The organism is Streptomyces racemochromogenes (genome assembly GCF_044129415.1).
Taxonomy (GTDB): domain Bacteria; phylum Actinomycetota; class Actinomycetes; order Streptomycetales; family Streptomycetaceae; genus Streptomyces; species Streptomyces racemochromogenes_A.
On the sequence record NZ_JBBDHD010000004.1, the window covers coordinates 26461 to 46312 of the forward strand.

A 19852-nucleotide genomic window follows, 5' to 3' on the forward strand; every position below is an offset into this window, starting at 1 on the left:
CGCGGGCGCGATGGCGACGGGTTCACCCGGAAGGGTCAGACGGTCCTGATCGCCGGGTCCGAGACGCCCGGCGCGCCCGTCTCGACGTGGCCGGCGAAGCGGCGCAGGAAGGTGGTGTCGGCGTCGGAGACCACCGTCACGTCGTACCAGCGGCCCGAGGCGCGCAGGTCGACGGTGAACGGCACCGTGGCGCCCGGGTTGACCTTGAAGGTCTGGGCGGCACCGCCGTAGGCGTTGGTGACCGTGAGGTTCACCGCGGTCGCGCCGCCGTTGGTCAGGGTCAGGTCCAGGTTGCCGGTGGCGTCGGCGTGGCGGGCGGTGACCTCCGGGCCGGCCTTCTTCGCCGGGCCCTTCCAGGTACGCAGGAAGCCGTTGGGACCCCAGACCGTGAGGTCGATCCTGTTGCCGGTGGAGCTGCTGGTGCTCCAGGTGTCGGACAGGGTCTTGCCCGCCTCGACCGTGTAGGGCCAGGGGCCGTCCGTGCGGTTGCCCGAGGTGCTGTGGAAGTGGGCGCCGAGCTTGGGGCCCGAGGAGAAGGTGAGCGTGAACTTTCCGGTGGAGACGGTGCGCGCGCCGTCCACGTACGGGCTGTAGCCCAGGGCGCGGGTCGGCTTGGAGCCGGCCTCCTGCACGGGCAGGGTGCCGGTCGCCGGCGGGACCGGGTGGTACGAGGGGTGCGCGTTGTGGTCCGCCGGGACGTAGCCGGTGGTGGAGGGCAGGGACGCGGGGGCGGCGTCGGCCCGGGTGAAGTCGAACGCCGAGGTCAGGTCGCCGCAGACGGCCCGGCGCCAGGGCGAGATGTTGGGCTCCTGCACCCCGAACCGCTTCTCCATGAAGCGGATCACCGAGGTGTGGTCGAAAGTCTCGGAGCAGACGTAACCGCCCTTGCTCCACGGGGAGACCACGATCATCGGGACGCGCGGGCCCAGGCCGTAGGGGCCGGCCGTGTAGCCGTTGCCCCCGGGGTACAGGTCGCGGGTGACGTCCGCCGTGGACAGGCCCCACGCGGAGGAGGCCGGCGGGTACGGGGGCACGACGTGGTCGAAGAAGCCGTCGTTCTCGTCGTAGGTGATGAAGAACGCCGTCTTCGCCCACACCGCCGGGTTGGCGGTCAGCGCGTCCAGGACCTGGGAGATGTACCAGGCGCCGAAGTTGACCGGCCAGTTGGGGTGCTCGCTGAAGGCCTCGGGGGCCGCGATCCAGGAGACCTGCGGGAGGGTGCCGTTCACCACGTCCGCGCGCAGCCGGTCGAAGTAGCCGTCGCCCGCCTTGGCGTTGGTGCCCGTGCGCGCCTTCTCGTACAGGGCGTCGCCGGGTTGGGCGTTGCGGTAGGTGTTGAAGTACAGGAGGGAGTTGTCGCCGTAGTTGCCGCGGAAGGCGTCGCCGATCCAGCCCCAGCCGCCGGCGGCGTTCAGGCCGTCGCCGATGTCCTGGTAGATCTTCCAGGAGACCCCGGCCGCCTCCAGGCGCTCGGGGTAGGTCTTCCAGCCGTAGCCCGCCTCCTGGTTGCCGAGGACCGGGCCGCCGCCGGTGCCGTCGTTGCCGGTGTGGCCCGTCCACAGGTAGTAGCGGTTGGGGTCCGTGGCGCCGATGAAGGAGCAGTGGTAGGCGTCGCACACGGTGAAGGCGTCGGCGAGGGCGTAGTGGAACGGGATGTCGTTCCGCGTCATGTACGCCATCGTCGTGGTCGTCTTGGCGGGCACCCACTTGTCGTACTTGCCGTTGTTGTACGCCTGGTGGCCGCCGGCCCAGTCGTGGTTGAGGCCTTCGACGAACTGCATGCCGAGGTCGTTGACCTGCGGGTGGAAGGGGAGGACGTCCTTCGTCCCGTTGGACTGGTAGAAGACCGACTTGCCGTTGTCCTGGAGCACGGGGCGCGGGTCCCCGAAGCCGCGAACGCCCTTCATGGAGCCGAAGTACTGGTCGAAGGACCGGTTCTCCTGCATGAGGACGACGATGTGCTCGATGTCCTGGATGGTTCCGGTGCTGCCCTGCGCCGGTATGGAGGCGGCGCGGGCGATGCTCTCACCCAGCATCGTGGCGGCGGCGGCGCCGCCCGCGATCTGGAGGAACCTGCGTCGGTTCAGTTCAGCCATGGTGTGACGACCTCTGGGGGTGGAGGGGGAGTCGGGCGCCCCAAGGACAGCGGCCCCGGGGTACCGGACGGAGATCCCTGTCTGACGTCGGGCCGTACAGCGGGCGAACGGAAGCCGCCGGGGGCGGAACTCCCGAACGGGCCGCACATCTGGTGGAATGACCTCCCAGACACAGCACGGGGGGCGCGGGGGCATGGCGGGGATCGGGACCGGGCATGCCGTGCGCTCCGGGGGCGGAACGGTGCGGAGACCGACGGTACGGCGAAGTGGCGCCTGCGCACCCTGACGGCACGTCAGTGGACGGTGCCCACGGGACGGAGGGGGACGCGTGAGCCTTCCGCAGCTCCATTACGAGGGCGGGTCCGGCTTCACCGCGGTGACGCCCGGGGTGTCCGCGGCGCTGCTGCGCGAGGCGGAGCCGCTCCTGGGGTACGAGCCGCCGCCGGGTGGCGACCGGCCCGAGGCGCTGAGCCTGAACGTGCTGTCGGACGGCAGCCGGCTGCTGGCCCGCGCCGTGCGCACCGGCGCGGGGTTCCACGCGCACGCCGTGCACCTGCCCGGCGAGGCCCGGGGCGCCCTGCCGGTCACCGCCTGGGGTTCGGCGGGCTGGCGGGAGCGGACGCCGGCGGACGGGCCGCCGCCCGCGCTCGACCGGATACCGCCGCCGGGGCCGTACGACCGGGAGGCGATGGCGGGGTTCGTCGCCGCCCGGGGGCCGTGGCTCGCCGCGTTCTTCGACGACGTGCGCCGGGCCGCGGAGGAGCCGGGCGCACCGCGGGTCGTCCTGGTGGAGGCGGACCCGGCGGACGTGGCCCGGTGGGTCATGCTGGCCTGCGGGGTGCTGCCGCACGCGCGCGGGCAGGGGCTCGGCTTCACCACGTACACGCGGCGGCCGCTGTCCGCCCCGCAGCGGCTGGTCGGCGTCCTGCCTCAGGACGCCGGCGTGCTGGAGGGCGGGGGCCGGCGCCACCGGGTGTACGAGACCGCCCGGGGGCCGGCCCCCGAGGCGCCCCGGGGCCCGGCGGCGCTGTGGGCGCGGACGGCCGCCGCGGTGTGGCGGGCCGGCCGGGCGGACGTGTTCGCGCAGGTGCGCCGGCTGCCCGGAGAGCCGTACGCGGCCGGGCCGCTGGCCGCGCTCGCGCTGGCGGCCGGGGTGCCGCTGGGCTCGGCGGCCCGGGCGGCGGCGGCCGAGTGGGCCGCCGGGCACGGGGACGCGCCGGACGGCGTACGGACGCACGCGCTCCCGGCGGCGCTGCTGCCGCCGGGCGAGGACCCGTCCGGGGCAACCGCCCCGCAGCGGCCGACGACGACACGGAACGCGAAGCCGAACCCGGAGCCTCACCACACCCTCACGGCGAAGCCGGAACCCGAGGCCCAGGACACCCTCACGGCGAAGCCGGACCCGCAGGCGCGGGACACGCTCGCCCCGGAGCCGGAACCAGGGGCGCGAGGCGCGCTCACGGCGAAGCCGGACCCCGAGGCCCAGGACTCCCTCACGACCGGGCCGGACCCAAGGGCGCAGGACACGCTCGTCCCGGAGCCGGAACCAGGGGCGCGGGGCGCACTCACGGCGGAGCCGGAACCCGAGGCCCAGGACACCCTCACGGCGGAGCCGGACCCGCAGGCGCGGGACACGCTCGCCCCGGAGCCGGAACCAGGGGCGCGGGGCGCGCTCACGGCGGAGCCGGAACCCGAGGCCCCGGACACCCTCACGGCGGAGCCGGGCCGAGGGGCGCGAGGCGCGCTCACGGCGAAGCCGGAGCCCGGGGCCCCGGACGCTCTCAGGACCGAGCCGGAACCGGGCGCGCGAGGCGTGCTCGGGGCGGAGGCGGGGGCGGAGTTGCGGGCCGTGTTGGCCGGGGGTGGCGGGGAACCGGACGTGCCGGCAGGTCTGTTGCCGTCGGCCGCCGCACCCGACGCCGGGGCCGCCGGGCTGCTCCCGCAGGCGGCCCGGAAGCTGGCGTGGGCCCTGCTCGCGGACCCGGAAGGGGCGTACGGGGAGGAGGTGCGGGCCGCGCTGGCGCAGCTGCCGGCGCTGCGGGCCCTCGTACTCGACCGGCTGGACGCCCTCGCGGCGGGCGACCCGGCGGCCGGGGCCCGGCTGTTCGGCCGCACCGGGTTCCGGCTGGGGGCGGCGGAGGCCCTGCCCCACCTGCGGATGTGCGCCCGGGGACGCCCCGCCGGGGACCGGGTCGTGGCACTGGACACCCTGCTGCGGGAGGCCGGCGTCTCCCCGTACGCGGAGCCGCTGGTGCTGCGGACGGGGATGCGGCTGGTCTGGGCCGACGAACCACCCACCCCGGTGGAGGCCCGCCTCCTCCTGGCCACGACGGGCGCTGCGGTCCACCGCCGGGCGGGCACCTGGGACCTCCTGGCCCGAGCGGCCACCGAGGCCCCGCCCGCCGACCCGTACGCGCCGGAGCTGGCGTCGGAACTCCTGCGCCACTTCGGCGGGGAACTCCCGCCGGACCTCCGCGACCGCCTCCGGGAAGGCTTCGGCGCGCCCCCGCCGGGAACCTCGGGCTGACCGGCCCCGCATCGGCGCCGGGGCCGCCCGGGCCCCGGCGCCTGAGGTGTCGTACCGGGCCCCTACTCAGCACCCCCGCAGGGGATCTGAGCATCCGTACTCAGGCCCGCCCGCCCCCACGGGACCATCGTGGAGGCATGTCCCCACAGCCCCGTGATCCGTATCCGCACCCGCGGCCGCGCGTCGGCATCACCGCCGTCGGCAGCCTGTTGCCCGAGGACGCGCTGTCCTCCGACGACCTCCAGCGGGAGGTCACCCGGCGCAGCGGCATCGCGCTGCCCGACCGGATGCTGACCCTGGCCACCGGCATTGTCTCGCGGCGGGTCGCGCCCGCAGGGGTGTACGCCTCCACGCTCGCGGCGGGCGCCGCCCGCCGGGCGCTGGACGCGGCCGGGCTCGACCCGCTCGACGTGGACCTGCTGGTCTTCGCGTCCGCGTCGCGGGACCTCGTCGAGCCCGCCACCGCGCACATCGTGCAGGCCGAACTCGGTTCCCGGGCGCACGCCGTCGACGTCACCAACGCCTGCAACAGCTTCGTCAACGGCATCGACCTGGCCCGCGGCATGGTCCTCGCCGGCCGGGCCCGCCGGGCCCTCGTGGTCACCGGGGAGACCCCGAGCCGCGCGGTCCGCAAGGACCCGGCCGACTTCGCGGAGTTCCGCGGCGCGTTCGCCGGATACACCTTCGGCGACGCGGGCGCGGCCGTCGTCGTCGAGGCGGTCGAGCGCGGCGGGATCCTGGACGTGGACGGCGAGACGCACTCGGAGCACTGGGAGGTCGGCGGGATCCCGGGCGGCGGGTCGCGGCACCCGCGCGGGGACGCGTACACCTACTTCCGGGGTGACGGGCACGAGCTGCGCGGGGTCTTCGAGAAGGCGGGCACCGCCGTCATCGACCGGACGCTGCACCGCGCCGGGACGGGCTGGGACGGCTTCGCGAAGGTGCTGGTGCACCAGGTGACCGTCCCGTACCTGGAGCGGTTCGCCGAGCTGACCGGGGTCCCGGCGGACAAGCTGGTGGTGACGGTGCCCGAGCTGGGCAACGTGGCGAGCGCGAGCATCGGCGTGCAGCTGGACCGCGTGTACGACGGCCTGAAGTCCGGCGAACGCGTGTTGTTCGTCGGGCTGGGCGGCGGGATCAGCATCATGACGATGGTCTGGGAGAAGTCGTGAGCGGCGCCCGCCTGTGGGTGGTGGTGCCCGCGCACCAGGAGGAGGCCCGGCTCGGCGGGACGCTGCGGGCGCTGGCGGCGCAGCGGGACCGGGACTTCACGCTGCTGGTCGTCGACAACGCCTCGGCGGATGGAACGGGCGCCGTCGCGCGGGAGTTCGCGGCCCGGGCGCCGTTCCCGGTCGAGGTGATCGAGGAGCCGGAGAAGGGCGTCGGCGCGGCCGTGGACACCGGCTTCCGGTACGCCATCGCGCGCGGCGCGGCCCTGCTGGCCCGGACGGACGCCGACTGCCTGCCCGGGCCCGGATGGGCGGGGGCGGCGCGGGCCGCCCTGCTGGCCCGCCCGGGGCTGGTGTGCGGGCGGATCACCGCGCGGCGCGACGAGCACGGGCCGCTGGGCCGGGCGGTGTTCGCCTCGCTGGTGGGGGTGGCCGCGCTCTTCGGGCGGCTGCGCCCGCAGCACGCGCGCCGGCACGGCTACCGGGCGCCGTACCGGATGCACGCGGGGAACAACATGGCGATCACCGCCGAGCTGTACCTGGCCGTGGGCGGAATGCCGCGGCGCCCCTCACCGACGGACCGGCTGTTCCTGAACGCGGTCCGCCGCCACACCGACCGGATCTCCCGCTGCCGGGGGATGGTCGTGGAGAACTCCACCCGCCGGCTGCGCGCGTACGGGCTCGTCGGCACCGCCCGCTGGTACCTGGACCAGGGCAGCGGCACACACGGAACGGACGACCCCCGCTGATGCTGGACCGACTCGAACACGCGCTGCGCGCCCGGCCCGAGCGGCCGGCCGTCCTCACCGCCTCCCGGAGCGGCGCCACCCGGGTGCGCGCCACCGGGGGTGGTCTCGTCGAGCTGGCCGACGCGTTCGCGGCCGCCCTGCACGCCCGGGGTCTGCGGGCCGGGGACACCGTCGGGGTGGCGGTGCGGCCGGGGCCGCGCGCGCTGGCCGTGCTGCTGGCGCTGTGGCGGCTGGGGCTGCGCGGGGCGGTGCTGGACCCGGGGGCGGGGGCGGAGGTGCTGCGGGCCCGGCTGGAACTGGCCCGGCCGGCGCTGGTGCTGGCCGACGCGGCCGCGCAGGCGGTGGCGGGGTGGGCGGCGCCGCTCGCCCGGCGGGCCCGGCTGGAGCTGCCGGAGCTGGCCGCGCTGGGGCCGGTGGCCACCGTCGGACCCCGGCTGCCGGGCTGCGCGCCCGCGCTGGACCTCGGTGCCCCGCGGGCGGGGGTGCCGGCCGGGTACGAGGGGGACGGGGACGCGGTGGTGGTGTTCACCTCCGGGACCACCTCCCGGCCGCGGGCGGTGGTGCACACGCGGGCGGGGCTGGCGGCCGGGATGGAGACGGTGTCCTCCCTCTTCGGCGCGCATGGCGGCGGGCCCGTCCTGGGCGGGACCTTCTTCGTCCTGGTGCCCTCGCTGGCGCAGGGCGCGCCGGTCGCGCTGCCGGCCCGCTCCCCCGCCGTGCTGGCCCGGCAGCTGGCGCGGCTGTCGCCCCGGGACACGTACCTGACCCCGCCGCAGCTGCGGGACGCCCTCGGTGCGGGGGCCCGGTTCGGGGGGCGGGTGTGGACGGGGTCGGCCCCGGCGAGCGCCGCCCTGCTGGGGCGGGTGCGGGAGGCGGGGGCGGAGCAGGCGTGGGGGGTGTACGCGCTGACGGAGCTGTTCCCGGCCGCCGCGGTGGAGTCCCGGGAGAAGGCCGTCTTCGAGGGGGCCGGGGACCTGGTGGGCTCCCCGCTGCCCGGGGTGCGGACCGCCGTGGACGCGCAGGGGCAGCTGCTGCTGACCGGCCCGGCGGCCCGGGACCGCTACCTGGGGGAGGATCCCGACCCGTGGGTGCGTACGGGTGACCGGGCGCGGGTGGACGCGGCGGGACGGATCGTGCTGGAGGGCCGTTGCAAGGACATGGTGCTGCGGCGGGCCGAGAACATCTACCCGGGCCTGTACGAGCCGGGCCTGCACGTGCCGGGCGTGGAGCTGGGTGTGCTCGTCGGGGTCCCGGCGGGCGACGGGGACGAGCGGCTCGTCGCGGTGGTGCAGCCGCAGCGCGGGGTGCCCGAACCGGCCCTGCGGGCGGCCCTGTCGCAGCCGCTGCGGGCGATGGGCACGGCCCGGCCGGACGCGCTGCTGTTCGCGGAGATCCCGCTGTCGGGGCGCTCGCGCAAACCGGACCGGGCGGCGGTGTCCGCGCTGGCGGCGGCCCGTCTGGGCGGGGGTGCGCGGTGAGCCTGTGGGTGGTGGTCCCGGCGTACGAGGAGGAGGGGTCGATCGGGGCGACCCTGGCGGCGCTGGCCGCGCAGGAGGACACCGGCTTCCGACTGGTGGTCGTCGACAACGCCTCGACGGACGGCACGGCCCGGATCGTACGGGAGTTCGCGCGCTCGGCGCCGTTCCCGGTGGAGCTGGTCCACGAGCCGGAGCCGGGTGCGGGGACGGCGGCCGACACGGGGTTCCGGCACGCGGTGCGGGGCGGGGCACGCCTGTTGCTGCGTACGGACGCGGACTGCCTGCCGGCCCGGGACTGGACGGCCGTGGCCCGGGCGGAGTTCGGGCGGGGGGCACAGATGCTGTGCGGGCGGAGCGTGCCGCGCCGCGACGAACGGCCGACGTTCGCCGAGGCCCGGCTGCTGCCGGCGCTGGTGCGGCTGACCGCGCTGTACGGGCGGTGGCGGACCGCACACCGGGACCCGCGGTTCCGGGCCCCGTACGTGCTGTGCCACGGCCACAACCTCGGCATCACCGCGGACCTGTACGTCCGCTGCGGCGGGGCGCCGCGCGAGCGGCTGGAGGAGGGGTCGGAGGACGTCACCCTGCTCAACCGGGCGCGCGAGCACAGCGCGCGCGTCGTGCGCTGCGAACGGCTGGTGGTGGAGAACAGCCTGCGGCGGCTGCGTTCCTGGGGTGCGCGGCGCACCCTGCTCTGGTACTGGGACCGGCGCTACCGGCCCGCCGACACGTGGGAGGTCCACGTCCGATGACCACTCCTCATACGCGGGCCCGCAGACGGGACCGCCGGGTGTACCTGCGCAGCCATCCCCTCCTCTTCGGGCTGCTGGCCGCGACGCGCGGGCGCGGTGTGCGCCGGCTCGGCGGGACGGTGCTGGTGCACGGTGCGGACGCGTACCGGGAGGCGCTGACCCGGCTGCCGCTGGACCGGACGGCGGCGGGGACGACGGGCGGCGCGGCGCGGGAGGCGCTCGGCGGGGCCGGGGGCGTGCTGTTCGACCAGGAGGGCGGCGGGCACCGGGCGGACCGGCGCGGTCTGGCCGGGGGGCTGGGCGCGGCCGGGGTGGACCGGCTGCGGGAGGTGTGGCGGCCGCTGCTGGTACGGGGACTCGCGCCGCTGGGGCGGGGCGGGGAGGTGGACGCGGTGGCGCTGGCGCGGGAGCTGGCGGGGTCGGTGGTGTGCGCCCTGCTGGACAGCGCGGCCGACCCCCGGGCCCTCGCCCGGGCGTGCGCCGAGGCGGCGGCGGCCTCGGTACGGGACCACCTGCCGGGGCTGCCGCGGCCGGGCGCGGCCGCCGAGGCGGCCAGGTCGGCGGAGCGGCTGCGGGCGCTGCTGCCCGACGGGGACCCCCTCTGCGCGATGCTGGCGGTGGCGGCGGTGAACACGACGGTGGCGGCGCTGCCGCGGGCGGTGGCGTGGTGCGCGGACGCCGGGCTGTGGGGGCAGGCCGCGGACGCGGAGCTGCGGCCGCTGCTGGCGCGGGAGCTGCTGCGGGTGACGGCGGCCTCGCCGGTGCTGCCGCGGGTGGCGGCGGCGGACGGGGTGGTCGGGGGCAGCCCGGTGCGCGGCGGGGACCGGCTGCTGCTGGTGGCCCGGCACGCGGCGCAGGCCCACGGGCGTGACCCGGACGGCCGCTGCCCGGCCGGGCCGGGGGTGGCCCGGCTCGTCTTCGGCGCGGGCCCGCACGCCTGCCCGGGCGCCCGCCTGGCGACCGCCCAGCTGTCCGACACCCTGGAGGCCCTGGCCCCGTACCGGCCGGTGGTGACGCGTTCCCGGGTGGACCGCCGTGCGGCCCTGCCGGGGTGGCGGGAGCTGGGGCTGAGGGCGGGCACGGCCGGCGCACCCCCGGCCGGCACCGGCGCCGCCGCGGCCGGGCCTCCCGGGCTCTGCCCGTACCGGCCCGGGACGGCCGCGGGAGCGGGCGCATGAGGGTCGCGGTCACGGGTGCCAGTGGTTTCTGCGGCGGGCACGTGGCCCGTGCGGCCGCCGCGTCCGGCTTCCGGGTGGTCTGCCTGGGCCGGAGGCCGGGCCCGCTGGGCGGGTACCGGTACTGGGACGCGGCGGCGCGGGAGCCGGACCTGTCCGGTGTGGACGCGGTCGTGCACTGCGCGGCCGCGGTGGGCGATCCGGCGCCGGGCTCGCGGGCGGAGGCGGCGATGCGCGCCGTCAACGTGGACGGCACCGCCCGGCTGCTGCGGGCGGCGGCGGGGCGGCCGGTGGTGTGGGTGAGCAGTGCGAGCGTCTACGACCCGCGCCCGGACCGGTCCCGGATCACGGAGGACCACCCCCGCTCGAACCACCTCAACGCCTACGGCCGCACGAAGGCGGAGGGCGAGGCCCTGGCCCTGGCGGCGGGCGCGGTGGTGCTGCGCCCGAGGGCCGTCTACGGCCCGGGCGACACCCAGCTCCTGCCCCGCCTGGTGTCCCGGGTCCGTGCGGGCACCCTCTTCCTCCCCGGCCCGGACGTCCGCCTCAGCCTGACGGCGGTGGAGAACCTGGCGGACGCCTGCCTGGCGGCCCCGGCGTGGCCCCCGGGCGCGTACAACATCGCGGACGCGGCCCCGTACGGCCGGGACGCGGCGGTCGCGGCGGTCCTGCGCGCCCACGGCGTCCCCGCCCGGATCCGCCACCTCCCGCGGCCCCTGGCCGCGGCGGCGGCCCGGGCGGCGGAGTCGGCGGCCCGCCTGACGGGCGGGGAGCCGGCCCTGAGCCGCTACGGGCTGGACCAACTGTCCCGTCCGGTGGTCCTGGACCTGTCCAGGGCCCGCGCCCGGGGCTGGACCCCGCGCCGGACCCTGGAGGACTACCTCGGCTCCTGCGCCCAGGACCGGATCAACCGCCGTTGCTGATGCTGCAGTTGGCGTCGGGAGCGTGCCCGGCCGGCCAGGCGATCCGGTCGAAGACCGCGGTCTTGGTGGTGGGGTCGAGGTGGACGATGGGCACGGCCTTGTTGTGCGGGTTGCCGTACTGGTCGAGGCAGATCCAGCCGCTGGCGCCGTCGACCCGGTTGGTGCCGTGCAGACGCAGCCAGCTGTCGCGGACGTCGGTGAGGCCGGGCATCTTCACCGCGCCGACCGTGTCGTTGCGGATGCCCGCGACGGCGGTGGTGACCGCGTCGTACGTGATGATGATGCGGCCGTCGGACAGGGTTCCGGGGCCGATCGAGGGACCGGACCCGGGCTGGGCTTCGCGGAGGAGGGAGGCGAGTTCCCGCAGGGCGTCCTTGGAGCCGCCGGTCGCCTCGGTGCTCCCCTCGCCCCAGGCGTCGGGGTGGGCGAGCGCCGCGTAGCGGACGGTGATGCCCGCTCCCGTCCTGAGGGCGCCCCATTGGTCCGCGAACTTCTCGTCGACGGTCAGGGTGGAGGCGTGCGAGCCGGTGACGACGGTGTAGTGCTTGTCGCATTTGCGGCCGCCCAGCTCGATCAGGAACTGGCGCAGCTGTACGGGCCGGCCGGCGAAGTAGATGGTCGTGGCGTTGGACGAGCAGATGTCCGGGACCATCTGGTGGAAGTCGTTGGCGAGGTTGGCCTCCTGGGTGAAGTCCGGCGGAGAGCGGAAGGTCTCCGGGGCGTTGGGGGCTCCCGCGGCGAGTTTCCGGAAGGTCTCGCGCAGGGTGGACAGGTAGTTGTCGCCCTCGCGGATGTCCTCGACGACCATGGTCTCGGCCGGTTTGATGTCCGCCCCGTAGGAGCCGAGGGCCTTCGCCTGGTCGGTGTTGCTGGGGGCGATGCGGGCGAGGCCGGGGTAGGTGTTGTCGGCGCCGTTCTTGATGTCGTCGGCGGTCATCGGGCCGGCGACGACCGGGATGCCCTTGTCGTGCGTGAGGTAGCGGACGGTCTCCGCGGTTTCCCTGAGGCTGATGTTGATGCCCGCGACGGCCCTCAGGTTCTCCTTCTCCGAGGCCGCGGCCTTGACCAGGGCGTCGGCGACGGGCCGCCAGTACGCGTAGTTCCGGCCGGGGTTGGCGAGCAGCAGCCGGATGGGCGGCTGTTTGCCGTTGGCCCGGTGGTTGGCGCGGTACTGCGCGAGGTAGGCGCCCTGGACCTGCTCGACGAACTCGCGCTGCTCGGCGTCGTTGTCGGAGGTCATCGGGATCATCAGCGCGATGGTGGCCGGGTTCTTGCCCTCGACGCTGTCGTTCTCCGCCTTGATGCGTGCGAAGACCTGGTCGAGGGGTTTGGCGTAGGAGTAACGGCCGTCGGTGACGCCGGTGCATTCGTGGCGGGGTCCGCGCCGCTCGACTCCGGTGGCGCAGGACAGGTCCTCCCTGATGACCCCGGTGTAGAGGTAGTAGCCGCCGGCCACCAGGGCGACGGCCAGGACGGAGATCACGAGGGCCCGGTAGAGCGGGCCGTCGGGTAACAGCTTCATGATGCGGACCCTCCGTAGGTGGGCAGGTGGGGCGGCTGGCGCCAGTTGGCCAGGAGCGTCGGCCACTCCTCGTGGGCCCGGTAGAGGACCTTCTGGGCGGCGGGGGCGCCGCTCTGGGCCATGGCCAGGGTGAGCAGCTGGAGCCTGACGGTGCCGATCAGGTCCTGCCGGGGTGCCATGAGGGGCGGCGACTGCGCCCACAGGGCGGACACGAGGAGCCGTACGGCCCGGTGGACCGGGTCGTTCTCGGCCGTGCAGGCCCGGCACACGGCGGTGAACGGGGGCGGCGGCGGAAGGGCCTGCGGCGGGCGGGGCGCGGCACAGACCAGGTTGAGGGCGGTGAGCCAGTCGGGGGCGTCCTGCTCCGCGAACCGGCGGTGCAGGGCGTGGACGACGGGCTCCTCCTCGCCGAGCGCGAGGGAGTGGTGCAGGAACCGCGTGTCGGGCCGCTCGGCCGCGATGCCGCGGCCGTGGGGGTCGTAGAAGGACCGCAGCCGCAGGTGGACGTGTTTCCACTGCTCACCGAAGGGGGTCCGCTGGGTGAGGGCGGTGAGCTGGTGGAGGAGCAGCGCGCGCAGCGCGGGGTCGCCGACGAACGGGCCGTCGGTGCCGGGCCAGGGCCGGCACCCCCAGCGCCCGTCCCGCAGCTCGGCCGCGGCTTCCAGGACGGGTACGCCGCCGGGATCGCCCGGGGGGTGGTTGGCGGCGAGCAGGTGCACCGCCTCGCCGTCGAGAGCGGGAGAGTAGTACGTCAGGCGTCGCCGGGCGACTTCTCCGGGGAGCAGCGTCGCGAGGATCCGCTCGTTGACGGTCGTACCGGGCTCGGGGCCGGTCCACAGGTCGAGCAGGCCGAGCGGGTCGAGGCCGGCGGCCCCGTCGTGGAGGCGCATGCGCAGCCGGGCGGCCTGGACGAGGGTGTGGGCGACGCCGGCCCTCCCGGCGCTGAGCCGATGGATCACCTGGGCGGTCCCGGGCCCCGGTCTGTCCTCCCCGAACATCTCCTTGACCTCGTCGAGGGTCAGGGGCGCGAGGGGAAGGTGCGCCAGCCATCCGGCCGGCGACGGCGGTCCGTCCGCCCGCCAGAACGCGCCGGGGGCGCTGCGGGTGGAGGGCGCGGTGTCCTCGGGGTCCGGTACCGGTGGATCCTCGTCCAGCGCGGTGGCGACGACGGCCGGGCGCGGGGCCCGTTCCCCGGCGGCCTCCTCGTGCCAGACCCGCGCCAGCTCGTCCAGGAAGGCCGCGCCCGCGGGGGTGTGGGCGTTGTCGAGGAGCAGCAGGGGGCGCGGCACCCGGTTCATCGTGTTCAGCCAGCCGTAGTGGCCGGCGATGTCCGCGAGGAGGGCCGCCAGCAGGTGCCGCTCCGCGTGTTCGCGGTCCTCCGCCTCGCCGCGGAAGGCCATGGCCAGCTCGGTCAGCTGGGCGAGCCCGTCACCCTGGCGTCCCACCCGTCGGGCCCCCCACCACTTGAGCCCCTCCTTGTTGGCGCGGGGGCCGAGCAGCTCCGTGGCGACGATGCGCAGCAGGGCCCGCACCATCTCGTCGACGCCCGGCGGCATGCCGCCCACCGCCGGCAGCGCGCCGGCCACCTCGTCGATCCAGCCCAGGACCCGCTCGTTGCGGGCCTGCTGGTCGGGCTGGCCGGCCCGCTGGAGCTCGCCGAGGCGGTGCCGTGCGGCCGGCAGCTCGGCCGGGCGCACCGGCTCCCAGCTGCTGATCGCGAGGAGTCCCTGCACCAGCCGGGGGAAGGACAGCTTGCCCCCGAACCGGCTCGGCTTCTGGCTCAGGCCGTCCATCAGGTAGAAGAGCAGGTCCGAGGTGTACGAGGCGTTCCTCGGGGCATCGCCGTCGGCCGGCGCGGCGAGTCCCGGCTGGCCGAAGCGGTCGGCGGCGAGGTCCGCGTACGCCTGCGGGACGCGGTCCGCGTACTGCTCGGACAGGGCCTTCAACAGGGCGCTCTTCCCGGATCCCCGGCCGCCGCCGCACACGAGCAGCAGCGGCGTCCCCTCCGGGACGCGTAATCGCTTCGGCCCGTTCGACGCCAGTCCGACGAGGGACGGAACCACGGTGTTCAGTACCGCAGAGCGTCCGTACAGCGTCACCGCGACCCCCCAGTCCTCCGGCTTCGCGGTGCGAGCGGCGCCGCGATGGAAGGAGAGTAGGCGAGTCCGGCGCCCCGCCAGTGGCATATGGGCACGGCCCTTGCCCCGGTTACCCATTCGTGACGCCGCGGGCTGTTGTCGGAGGCCGGGGTGAGGCGCAGGGAGATGCTGTGGACGGCCGGCCCGGACCGTGCGGGTAGGGCGACCAACCCTCAGGTCGCCCGGTCCGGCAGGGGGGCCGCCCAGGCCGGGAGGGCGGACGGCGACGGGCGGGGCGGGCGGGGGTCCGTGGTGATGCCGATGCCGCCCGCCGGGTCGCCGTACGTGAAGTGGGCCGACCACCACAGCCAGGAGCGCACGAACAGGTTGGCGCTCCAAGCGAGGGCGAGGCCCCCGCGCCGGGCCGGTGTCTCGTACCAGTAGCCGGTGAGCACCACCGCGCGGGAGACCGCCCCGTCCGCGTCGGCCGGGCCGGAATCGGCTGCGAGCCCGGCGGCCGGCACGGACGCCGCGAACCGGTTGTCCGCGAGCAGACCGCCGCAGTCATTGACGACGGCGTCCACGAGGTCCGGCGGCAGGGCGACGGCACACCGCTCCAGGCGTGCCAGGACGTCGGGCAGGGCCGGGTCACCGGCCGTCTCCTGCCCCGGGACCACCTCCAGGTCGCGCAGCAGTCCGGCGTCCGTGGTCCCGGCGGCCAGCAGATGGACGTAGGCCAGCGCGCGCATGCTCTGCCAGCGGCACAGGGTGTCCGGTAGCGCGATGCGTGAAGCACGGGGCCGCCGCTTCGCCGCGTCCTTGCCCTCTCGCGCAGCGGTGCCCGTGACGGAACCCGCCCACCAGGCACGCCGGTCGCCCACCCTTGCGGATCGCGGCTGCCGCTGCGCTGCGCTCGTACCCGAGAGCCCCGGAAACCGGTGGTTTCCGGGGCTTCCGCGGGCGGGTCCGCGTCAGTCCTCGGTCGGGGTGAGGCGCAGGGAGATGCTGTTGATGCAGTAGCGCTGGTCCGTGGGGGTCGGGTAGCCCTCGCCCTCGAAGACGTGGCCCAGGTGGGAGCCGCACTTCGCGCAGAGGACCTCCGTGCGGACCATGCCGTGGGAGGTGTCGGCCTTCAGTTCGACCGCCTCGGAGTCCTTCGGGTCGTAGAAGGACGGCCAGCCGCAGTGCGACTCGAACTTCTCCGAGGAGCGGAACAGTTCGGCGCCGCAGCCGCGGCAGGAGTAGACGCCCTCCGTCTTGGTGTCCGTGTACTCACCGCGGAAGGCCGGCTCGGTGCCCGCGAGGCGGAGTACCTGGTACTCGGACGGGGTCAGCTCCGCCTGCCACTGCTCGTCCGTCTTCTGGACCTCGTACGCCATGACGCTCCCGCTCCCTCAGTTCGACAGGCGGGCGAGGATCTGGGGTCCCAGGTCCGTGACGTCGCCCGCGCCCATCGTGAGAACGAGATCACCGGGCTTGGCCATTCCCGCGATCACGTCGGCGACGGCGCCCTTGTCGTGTTCGGGGGTGACGTCGGCGCCGGCGGCGCGGGCGGCGGCGATGATGATCTCGCTGGTCACGCCGGGGACCGGGTCCTCGCGGGCGGGGTAGATGTCGAGGACGACGGAGGCGTCGGCGAGGGCGAGGGACTGGCCCATCTCCTTGCCGAGCTCCTGGGTGCGCGAGAAGAGGTGCGGCTGGAAGACGACCAGGATGCGGGAGTCGCCGGCGGCGCCGCGGATGGCCTCCAGGTCGGCGGTCATCTCGGTGGGGTGGTGCGCGTAGGAGTCGATGACCTGGACGCCGGCGGCCTCGCCCTTGAGCTGGAGGCGGCGCTTGACGCCGGTGTACTTGCCGAGGGCGGAGGCCAGGTTGTGCGCGGGGATGCCGAGGGCGACGCCCGCGGCGAGGGCCGCGACGGCGTTGTGCGCGTAGTGGCGGCCGGGCACGGAGACCGTGAAGGTGAGCGGGCGGCCGTCGAGGAGGACGGTGACCTCGCTGGTCAGACCACGGGGGGTGATCTTGGTGATGCGGACGTCGGCGCTCTCGTCCTCGCCGTAGGTGACGACGTCGAGGCCGGCGCGGCCGGCGACGCGGCGGGCGATCTCGGCGGCGCCGTCCTGGCCATGGGCGACCACGAGGGTGCCGCCGGGGACGACCTTGCCGACGAAGGTCTCGAAGGACTCGTAGATCTCCTCCATCGACGCGTAGTTCGCGTGGTGGTCGAGCTCCGCGTTGAGGATGATCGCGACCTGCGGGGCGTACTTGTGGAAGCTGCGGTCGCTCTCGTCGGCCTCGGCCACGAAGATGTCGCCCTCGCCGTGGTGGGCGTTGGAGCCGGGGGCGTCCAGGTCGCCGCCGATGGCGTACGAGGGGTCCAGACCGAGCGCCGAGAGGGAGACCGCCAGCATCGAGGTGGTGGTGGTCTTGCCGTGGGTGCCGGCGACGGCGATGGGGCGCAGGCCGTCCATCAGGGCGGCCAGGGCGTCGGAGCGGTGCACGACGGGGATCCCGAGCTCGGCGGCCCGGGCCAGCTCCGGGTTGTCGGCGCGGATGGCGCTGGAGACGACCACGCAGGTGGACCCGGGGGCGAGGTGGTCGGCGGCGTGCCCGATGTGGACCGTGGCGCCGTGGGCGCGCAGCGCCTCGGCGGTCTCGGAGTCACGGGCGTCGCTGCCGGCCACCTGCGCGCCGCGCTGGGCGAGGATCTTCGCGATGCCGGACATGCCGGCGCCGCCGATGCCGATGAAGTGGGGCCGTTCCATCGCGGTCGGCAGGCCGGGCTTCATTCAGGTCGCTCCAGGATCGAGGGGTGGGGTGGTGCTGTCCCGCCCCAGCCTATTCGTTGTGGGCGAAGAGCTTGAGCACCGGAACCCCGACCTTGTGCCGCGCGCGGGAGGCCCAGTCCCGGTGGAAGAACTCCTCGACGTAGTGCGGGGCGGTCAGGACGATCACCTCGTCGGCGTTCACCTCGTCCACGACGTGCTTGAGCCTGTCGAGGGGGTGTTCCTCGACGATCTGTCCGACGGCCTGGGCGCCGTGCTTGCGCAGGGCGGCGAGCGAGTGGGCGAGGGCCTGGGCGGCGGGGCCGCGGGCGGCCTCCCCCTCGGGTTCGTCGGCCTCGTGGAGGGCTTCGGGGAGTTCGCCGAGCGCTACGTCGTCGATGGCACGGAGCAGTCGGTCCCGGTCACCCCTGGGTTGCATGAGGACGACGAAGGAGACGGGCTCGTCTCCGTGCAGGGTGGTGACGAAGTCCACGTCCACCGTGGTCAGCGGCTGCTCGATCATCAATACGCTCGTGAACACGGACGCCCTCTCCTTCATGCGCCGAGGCCGGTCGGCCGGCCCCTGCGGAAACCATCCTGCCCCGCTGTGGCGCGGGGCGTGCGCAGGTATACGTGCCCAGCTACGTACCCTTCGGAAGCTAAGCGGAACGCGAAATTCCGCTCCCTTGTCAGATCCGACGGTAGCTCGTGAAGAGGAACCCGGCCTCTTCCAGTACGGAGGCCGGTGCGAGCCGGTGCGGAACCGTGACGGAGGGCCCGCCGGCGATCCGCTGGGCGTCGCCCGCGGTGAGCATCGGGGAGACGGTCAGGCACAGCTCGTCCAGCGCGTCGGCGGCCACGAACTGGCCCAGCAGCCGGGGCCCGCCCTCGGTCAGCTGGCGGCGCAGCCCGCGCGCGGCCAGCTCCCGTACGGCCCGCGCCGGGTCCACCCCGGCCCCCTCGCCGGCCACCACGACCTCGACCCCGGCCGCGGTGGCCTCGGCGACCCGGTCGGAGGGGGCGCCGGCGCCGGTCAGCAGCAGGGTGGGCACCAGGGGGGAGGTGAACAGGGGCAGGGTGAAGTCCAGGTCCAGGCTCGCGGTGACCACCGCGATGGCCGGGGCGGGACCCTGGCCGGCGGCCTCGCGGCGGGCCGCGAAGGCCTCACGGGCCCGGGCCGGGCGATAGCCCTCCTGGCGAACCGTTTCCGCGCCGGCGATCACCACGTCCGCCAGGGCCCGCAGGGTACCGAAGATCCGCATGTCGGTCTCGCCGGAGATGGGCTGCGAGCGCCCGTCGTGCTGGGCGGCACCGTCCAGGGTCGAGACCATGTTCGCCCGCAGCCAGTGCGCACCGGGGGCCAGGTCGGGGTAGGCGTAGGCCTCCGCCAGCTCGTCCAGCGACCACTCTCGGTCGGCCGCGGCCCCCGGAGAGGCGGATGTCTGATCGGTCACAGGGAACAGGCGTCGCATCGGTGCAGTGTGACACGCCCCGTAGAGTTAAGAGCTGTGTCAACATCACTCTCCACCTCTGGTCCTGCCTCCGGGCAGCCTCCGATAGCCGACGCGGGCCCGCTGGCCCTGTGCGCCCGCGAGCCGCGCGTGCCCGCCGAACGGCTGGTGGCCGAGATGGTCCCGCCGCCGCGCTTCGACTCGGTGCGCTTCGACACCTACAACCCGGACCCGGCCCAGCCGAGCCAGAGCGAGGCCGTCACCGTGCTGAGCGGCTTCGCCGCCGGCCTCGGCGGGGCCCATGCCAGCGGCGCCGGCAAGCGCAAGTGGTTCCAGAAGAAGGCGCCCGCCCCGGCCGCGGGCCCGCGCGGCGTCTACCTCGACGGCGGTTACGGCGTCGGCAAGACCCACCTGCTGGCCTCGCTGTGGCACGCCACCCCGGCCGAGCCCGCGCTCAAGGCCTTCGGCACCTTCGTCGAGCTCACCAACCTGGTCGGCGCGCTCGGCTTCCAGCAGACCGTGCAGACCCTCGGCGGACACCGCCTGCTGTGCATCGACGAGTTCGAGCTGGACGACCCGGGCGACACCGTCCTGGTGTCCTCCCTGCTCAGCCGCCTGGTCGAGCAGGGCGTGGCGCTGGCCGCCACCTCCAACACGCTGCCCGGCAAGCTCGGCGAGGGCCGCTTCGCCGCCGCCGACTTCCTGCGCGAGATCCAGGGCCTGTCCGCGCATTTCCGGCCGCTGCGCATCGACGGTCAGGACTACCGCCACCGCGGCCTGCCCGAGGCCCCGGCGCCGTTCTCCGACGAGCAGGTCACCAAGGCCGCGTACGCGACCCCCGGCGCGAGCCTCGACGACTTCCCGGGCCTGCTGGAACACCTCGCCAAGGTGCACCCGAGCCGCTACGGCGCGCTCACGGACGGGATCGCCGCGGTCTGCCTGACCGACGTCGTCCCGGTGCCGGACCAGTCCACGGCACTGCGCCTGGTCGTCCTGGCCGACCGGCTGTACGACCGGGAGGTGCCGGTCCTGGCCTCCGGAGTGCCCTTCGACCGGCTGTTCAGTGAGGACATGCTGAACGGGGGCTATCGGAAGAAGTACTTCCGAGCCATATCGCGGCTCACCGCGCTCGCCCGCGACGCAAAACCCCTGGTGTCCCAGTAGGTT

16 protein-coding genes are annotated in these 19852 nt (G+C 75.3%); 8 read left to right on the forward strand and 8 right to left on the reverse strand.

From position 1 onward, the window contains the following. Window positions 1–35: 35 nt before the first annotated feature. Window positions 36–2096, reverse strand: coding sequence for a phosphocholine-specific phospholipase C (locus WDV06_RS02600; RefSeq protein WP_395507931.1), 2061 nt, complete (start codon window positions 2094–2096; stop codon window positions 36–38). A gap of 328 nt (window positions 2097–2424) precedes the next feature. Here WDV06_RS02600 and WDV06_RS02605 point away from each other — a divergent pair, with 328 nt between their 5' ends. The 7 genes from WDV06_RS02605 (at window position 2425) to WDV06_RS02635 (ending at window position 10869) form a co-directional block, all read left to right on the forward strand. Next, window positions 2425–4623: a GTPase-associated protein 1-related protein gene (locus tag WDV06_RS02605; RefSeq protein ID WP_395507932.1), complete on the forward strand. Its 2199-nt coding sequence runs from the start codon at window positions 2425–2427 to the stop codon at window positions 4621–4623. A 137-nt stretch (window positions 4624–4760) separates the two neighbouring features. Next, window positions 4761–5795 (forward strand): 3-oxoacyl-ACP synthase III family protein, encoded by a 1035-nt coding sequence (locus WDV06_RS02610; RefSeq protein WP_395507933.1) that lies wholly within the window; start codon window positions 4761–4763, stop codon window positions 5793–5795. Then, window positions 5792–6541, forward strand: a complete 750-nt coding sequence (locus tag WDV06_RS02615; protein ID WP_395507934.1) for a glycosyltransferase family 2 protein — start codon at window positions 5792–5794, stop codon at window positions 6539–6541. The genes WDV06_RS02610 and WDV06_RS02615 overlap by 4 nt, the downstream gene beginning before the upstream one ends. Further along, the gene (locus tag WDV06_RS02620; protein WP_395507935.1) at window positions 6541–8019 is read left to right on the forward strand and encodes an AMP-binding protein; all 1479 of its coding nucleotides are present in this window, start codon (window positions 6541–6543) and stop codon (window positions 8017–8019) included. The genes WDV06_RS02615 and WDV06_RS02620 overlap by 1 nt, the downstream gene beginning before the upstream one ends. Then, complete coding sequence (locus WDV06_RS02625; RefSeq protein WP_395507936.1) at window positions 8016–8771, forward strand: glycosyltransferase family 2 protein; 756 nt, start codon at window positions 8016–8018, stop codon at window positions 8769–8771. Before WDV06_RS02620 ends, WDV06_RS02625 begins: the two co-directional genes overlap by 4 nt. Continuing rightward, window positions 8768–9949 (forward strand): cytochrome P450 family protein, encoded by a 1182-nt coding sequence (locus WDV06_RS02630; protein ID WP_395507937.1) that lies wholly within the window; start codon window positions 8768–8770, stop codon window positions 9947–9949. The genes WDV06_RS02625 and WDV06_RS02630 overlap by 4 nt, the downstream gene beginning before the upstream one ends. Then, window positions 9946–10869: an NAD-dependent epimerase/dehydratase family protein gene (locus tag WDV06_RS02635; protein ID WP_395507938.1), complete on the forward strand. Its 924-nt coding sequence runs from the start codon at window positions 9946–9948 to the stop codon at window positions 10867–10869. Before WDV06_RS02630 ends, WDV06_RS02635 begins: the two co-directional genes overlap by 4 nt. Here the strand turns inward: WDV06_RS02635 and WDV06_RS02640 are convergent. From WDV06_RS02640 to WDV06_RS02670, 7 genes are all read right to left on the reverse strand, one after another. Then, complete coding sequence (locus WDV06_RS02640; protein WP_395507939.1) at window positions 10853–12391, reverse strand: ABC transporter substrate-binding protein; 1539 nt, start codon at window positions 12389–12391, stop codon at window positions 10853–10855. The two genes, WDV06_RS02635 and WDV06_RS02640, sit on opposite strands and share 17 nt — an antisense overlap. Further along, window positions 12388–14490: a hypothetical protein gene (locus WDV06_RS02645; RefSeq protein ID WP_395507940.1), complete on the reverse strand. Its 2103-nt coding sequence runs from the start codon at window positions 14488–14490 to the stop codon at window positions 12388–12390. The genes WDV06_RS02640 and WDV06_RS02645 overlap by 4 nt, the downstream gene beginning before the upstream one ends. 212 nt (window positions 14491–14702) lie before the next feature. Then, window positions 14703–15218, reverse strand: a complete 516-nt coding sequence (locus WDV06_RS02650) for a hypothetical protein (protein ID WP_395507941.1) — start codon at window positions 15216–15218, stop codon at window positions 14703–14705. Window positions 15219–15440: 222 nt separating this feature from the next. Further along, complete coding sequence (gene msrB, locus WDV06_RS02655; RefSeq protein WP_395507942.1) at window positions 15441–15848, reverse strand: peptide-methionine (R)-S-oxide reductase MsrB; 408 nt, start codon at window positions 15846–15848, stop codon at window positions 15441–15443. Window positions 15849–15863: 15 nt separating this feature from the next. Continuing rightward, window positions 15864–17258, reverse strand: coding sequence for a UDP-N-acetylmuramate--L-alanine ligase (gene murC / locus WDV06_RS02660; RefSeq protein ID WP_395507943.1), 1395 nt, complete (start codon window positions 17256–17258; stop codon window positions 15864–15866). A gap of 49 nt (window positions 17259–17307) precedes the next feature. After that, a complete protein-coding gene (locus tag WDV06_RS02665) occupies window positions 17308–17775 on the reverse strand; it encodes an indole-3-glycerol phosphate synthase (RefSeq protein ID WP_395507944.1) in 468 nt (155 codons plus the stop codon). Window positions 17776–17923: 148 nt separating this feature from the next. Then, on the reverse strand, window positions 17924–18706 hold the full coding sequence (locus WDV06_RS02670) for a pyrimidine reductase family protein (protein WP_395507945.1): 783 nt from the start codon (window positions 18704–18706) through the stop codon (window positions 17924–17926). 36 nt (window positions 18707–18742) lie between these two features. On the opposite strand from WDV06_RS02670, the gene zapE reads away from it, so the two are divergent. Next, window positions 18743–19849: a cell division protein ZapE gene (gene zapE, locus WDV06_RS02675; protein WP_395507946.1), complete on the forward strand. Its 1107-nt coding sequence runs from the start codon at window positions 18743–18745 to the stop codon at window positions 19847–19849. Window positions 19850–19852 lie beyond the last annotated feature (3 nt).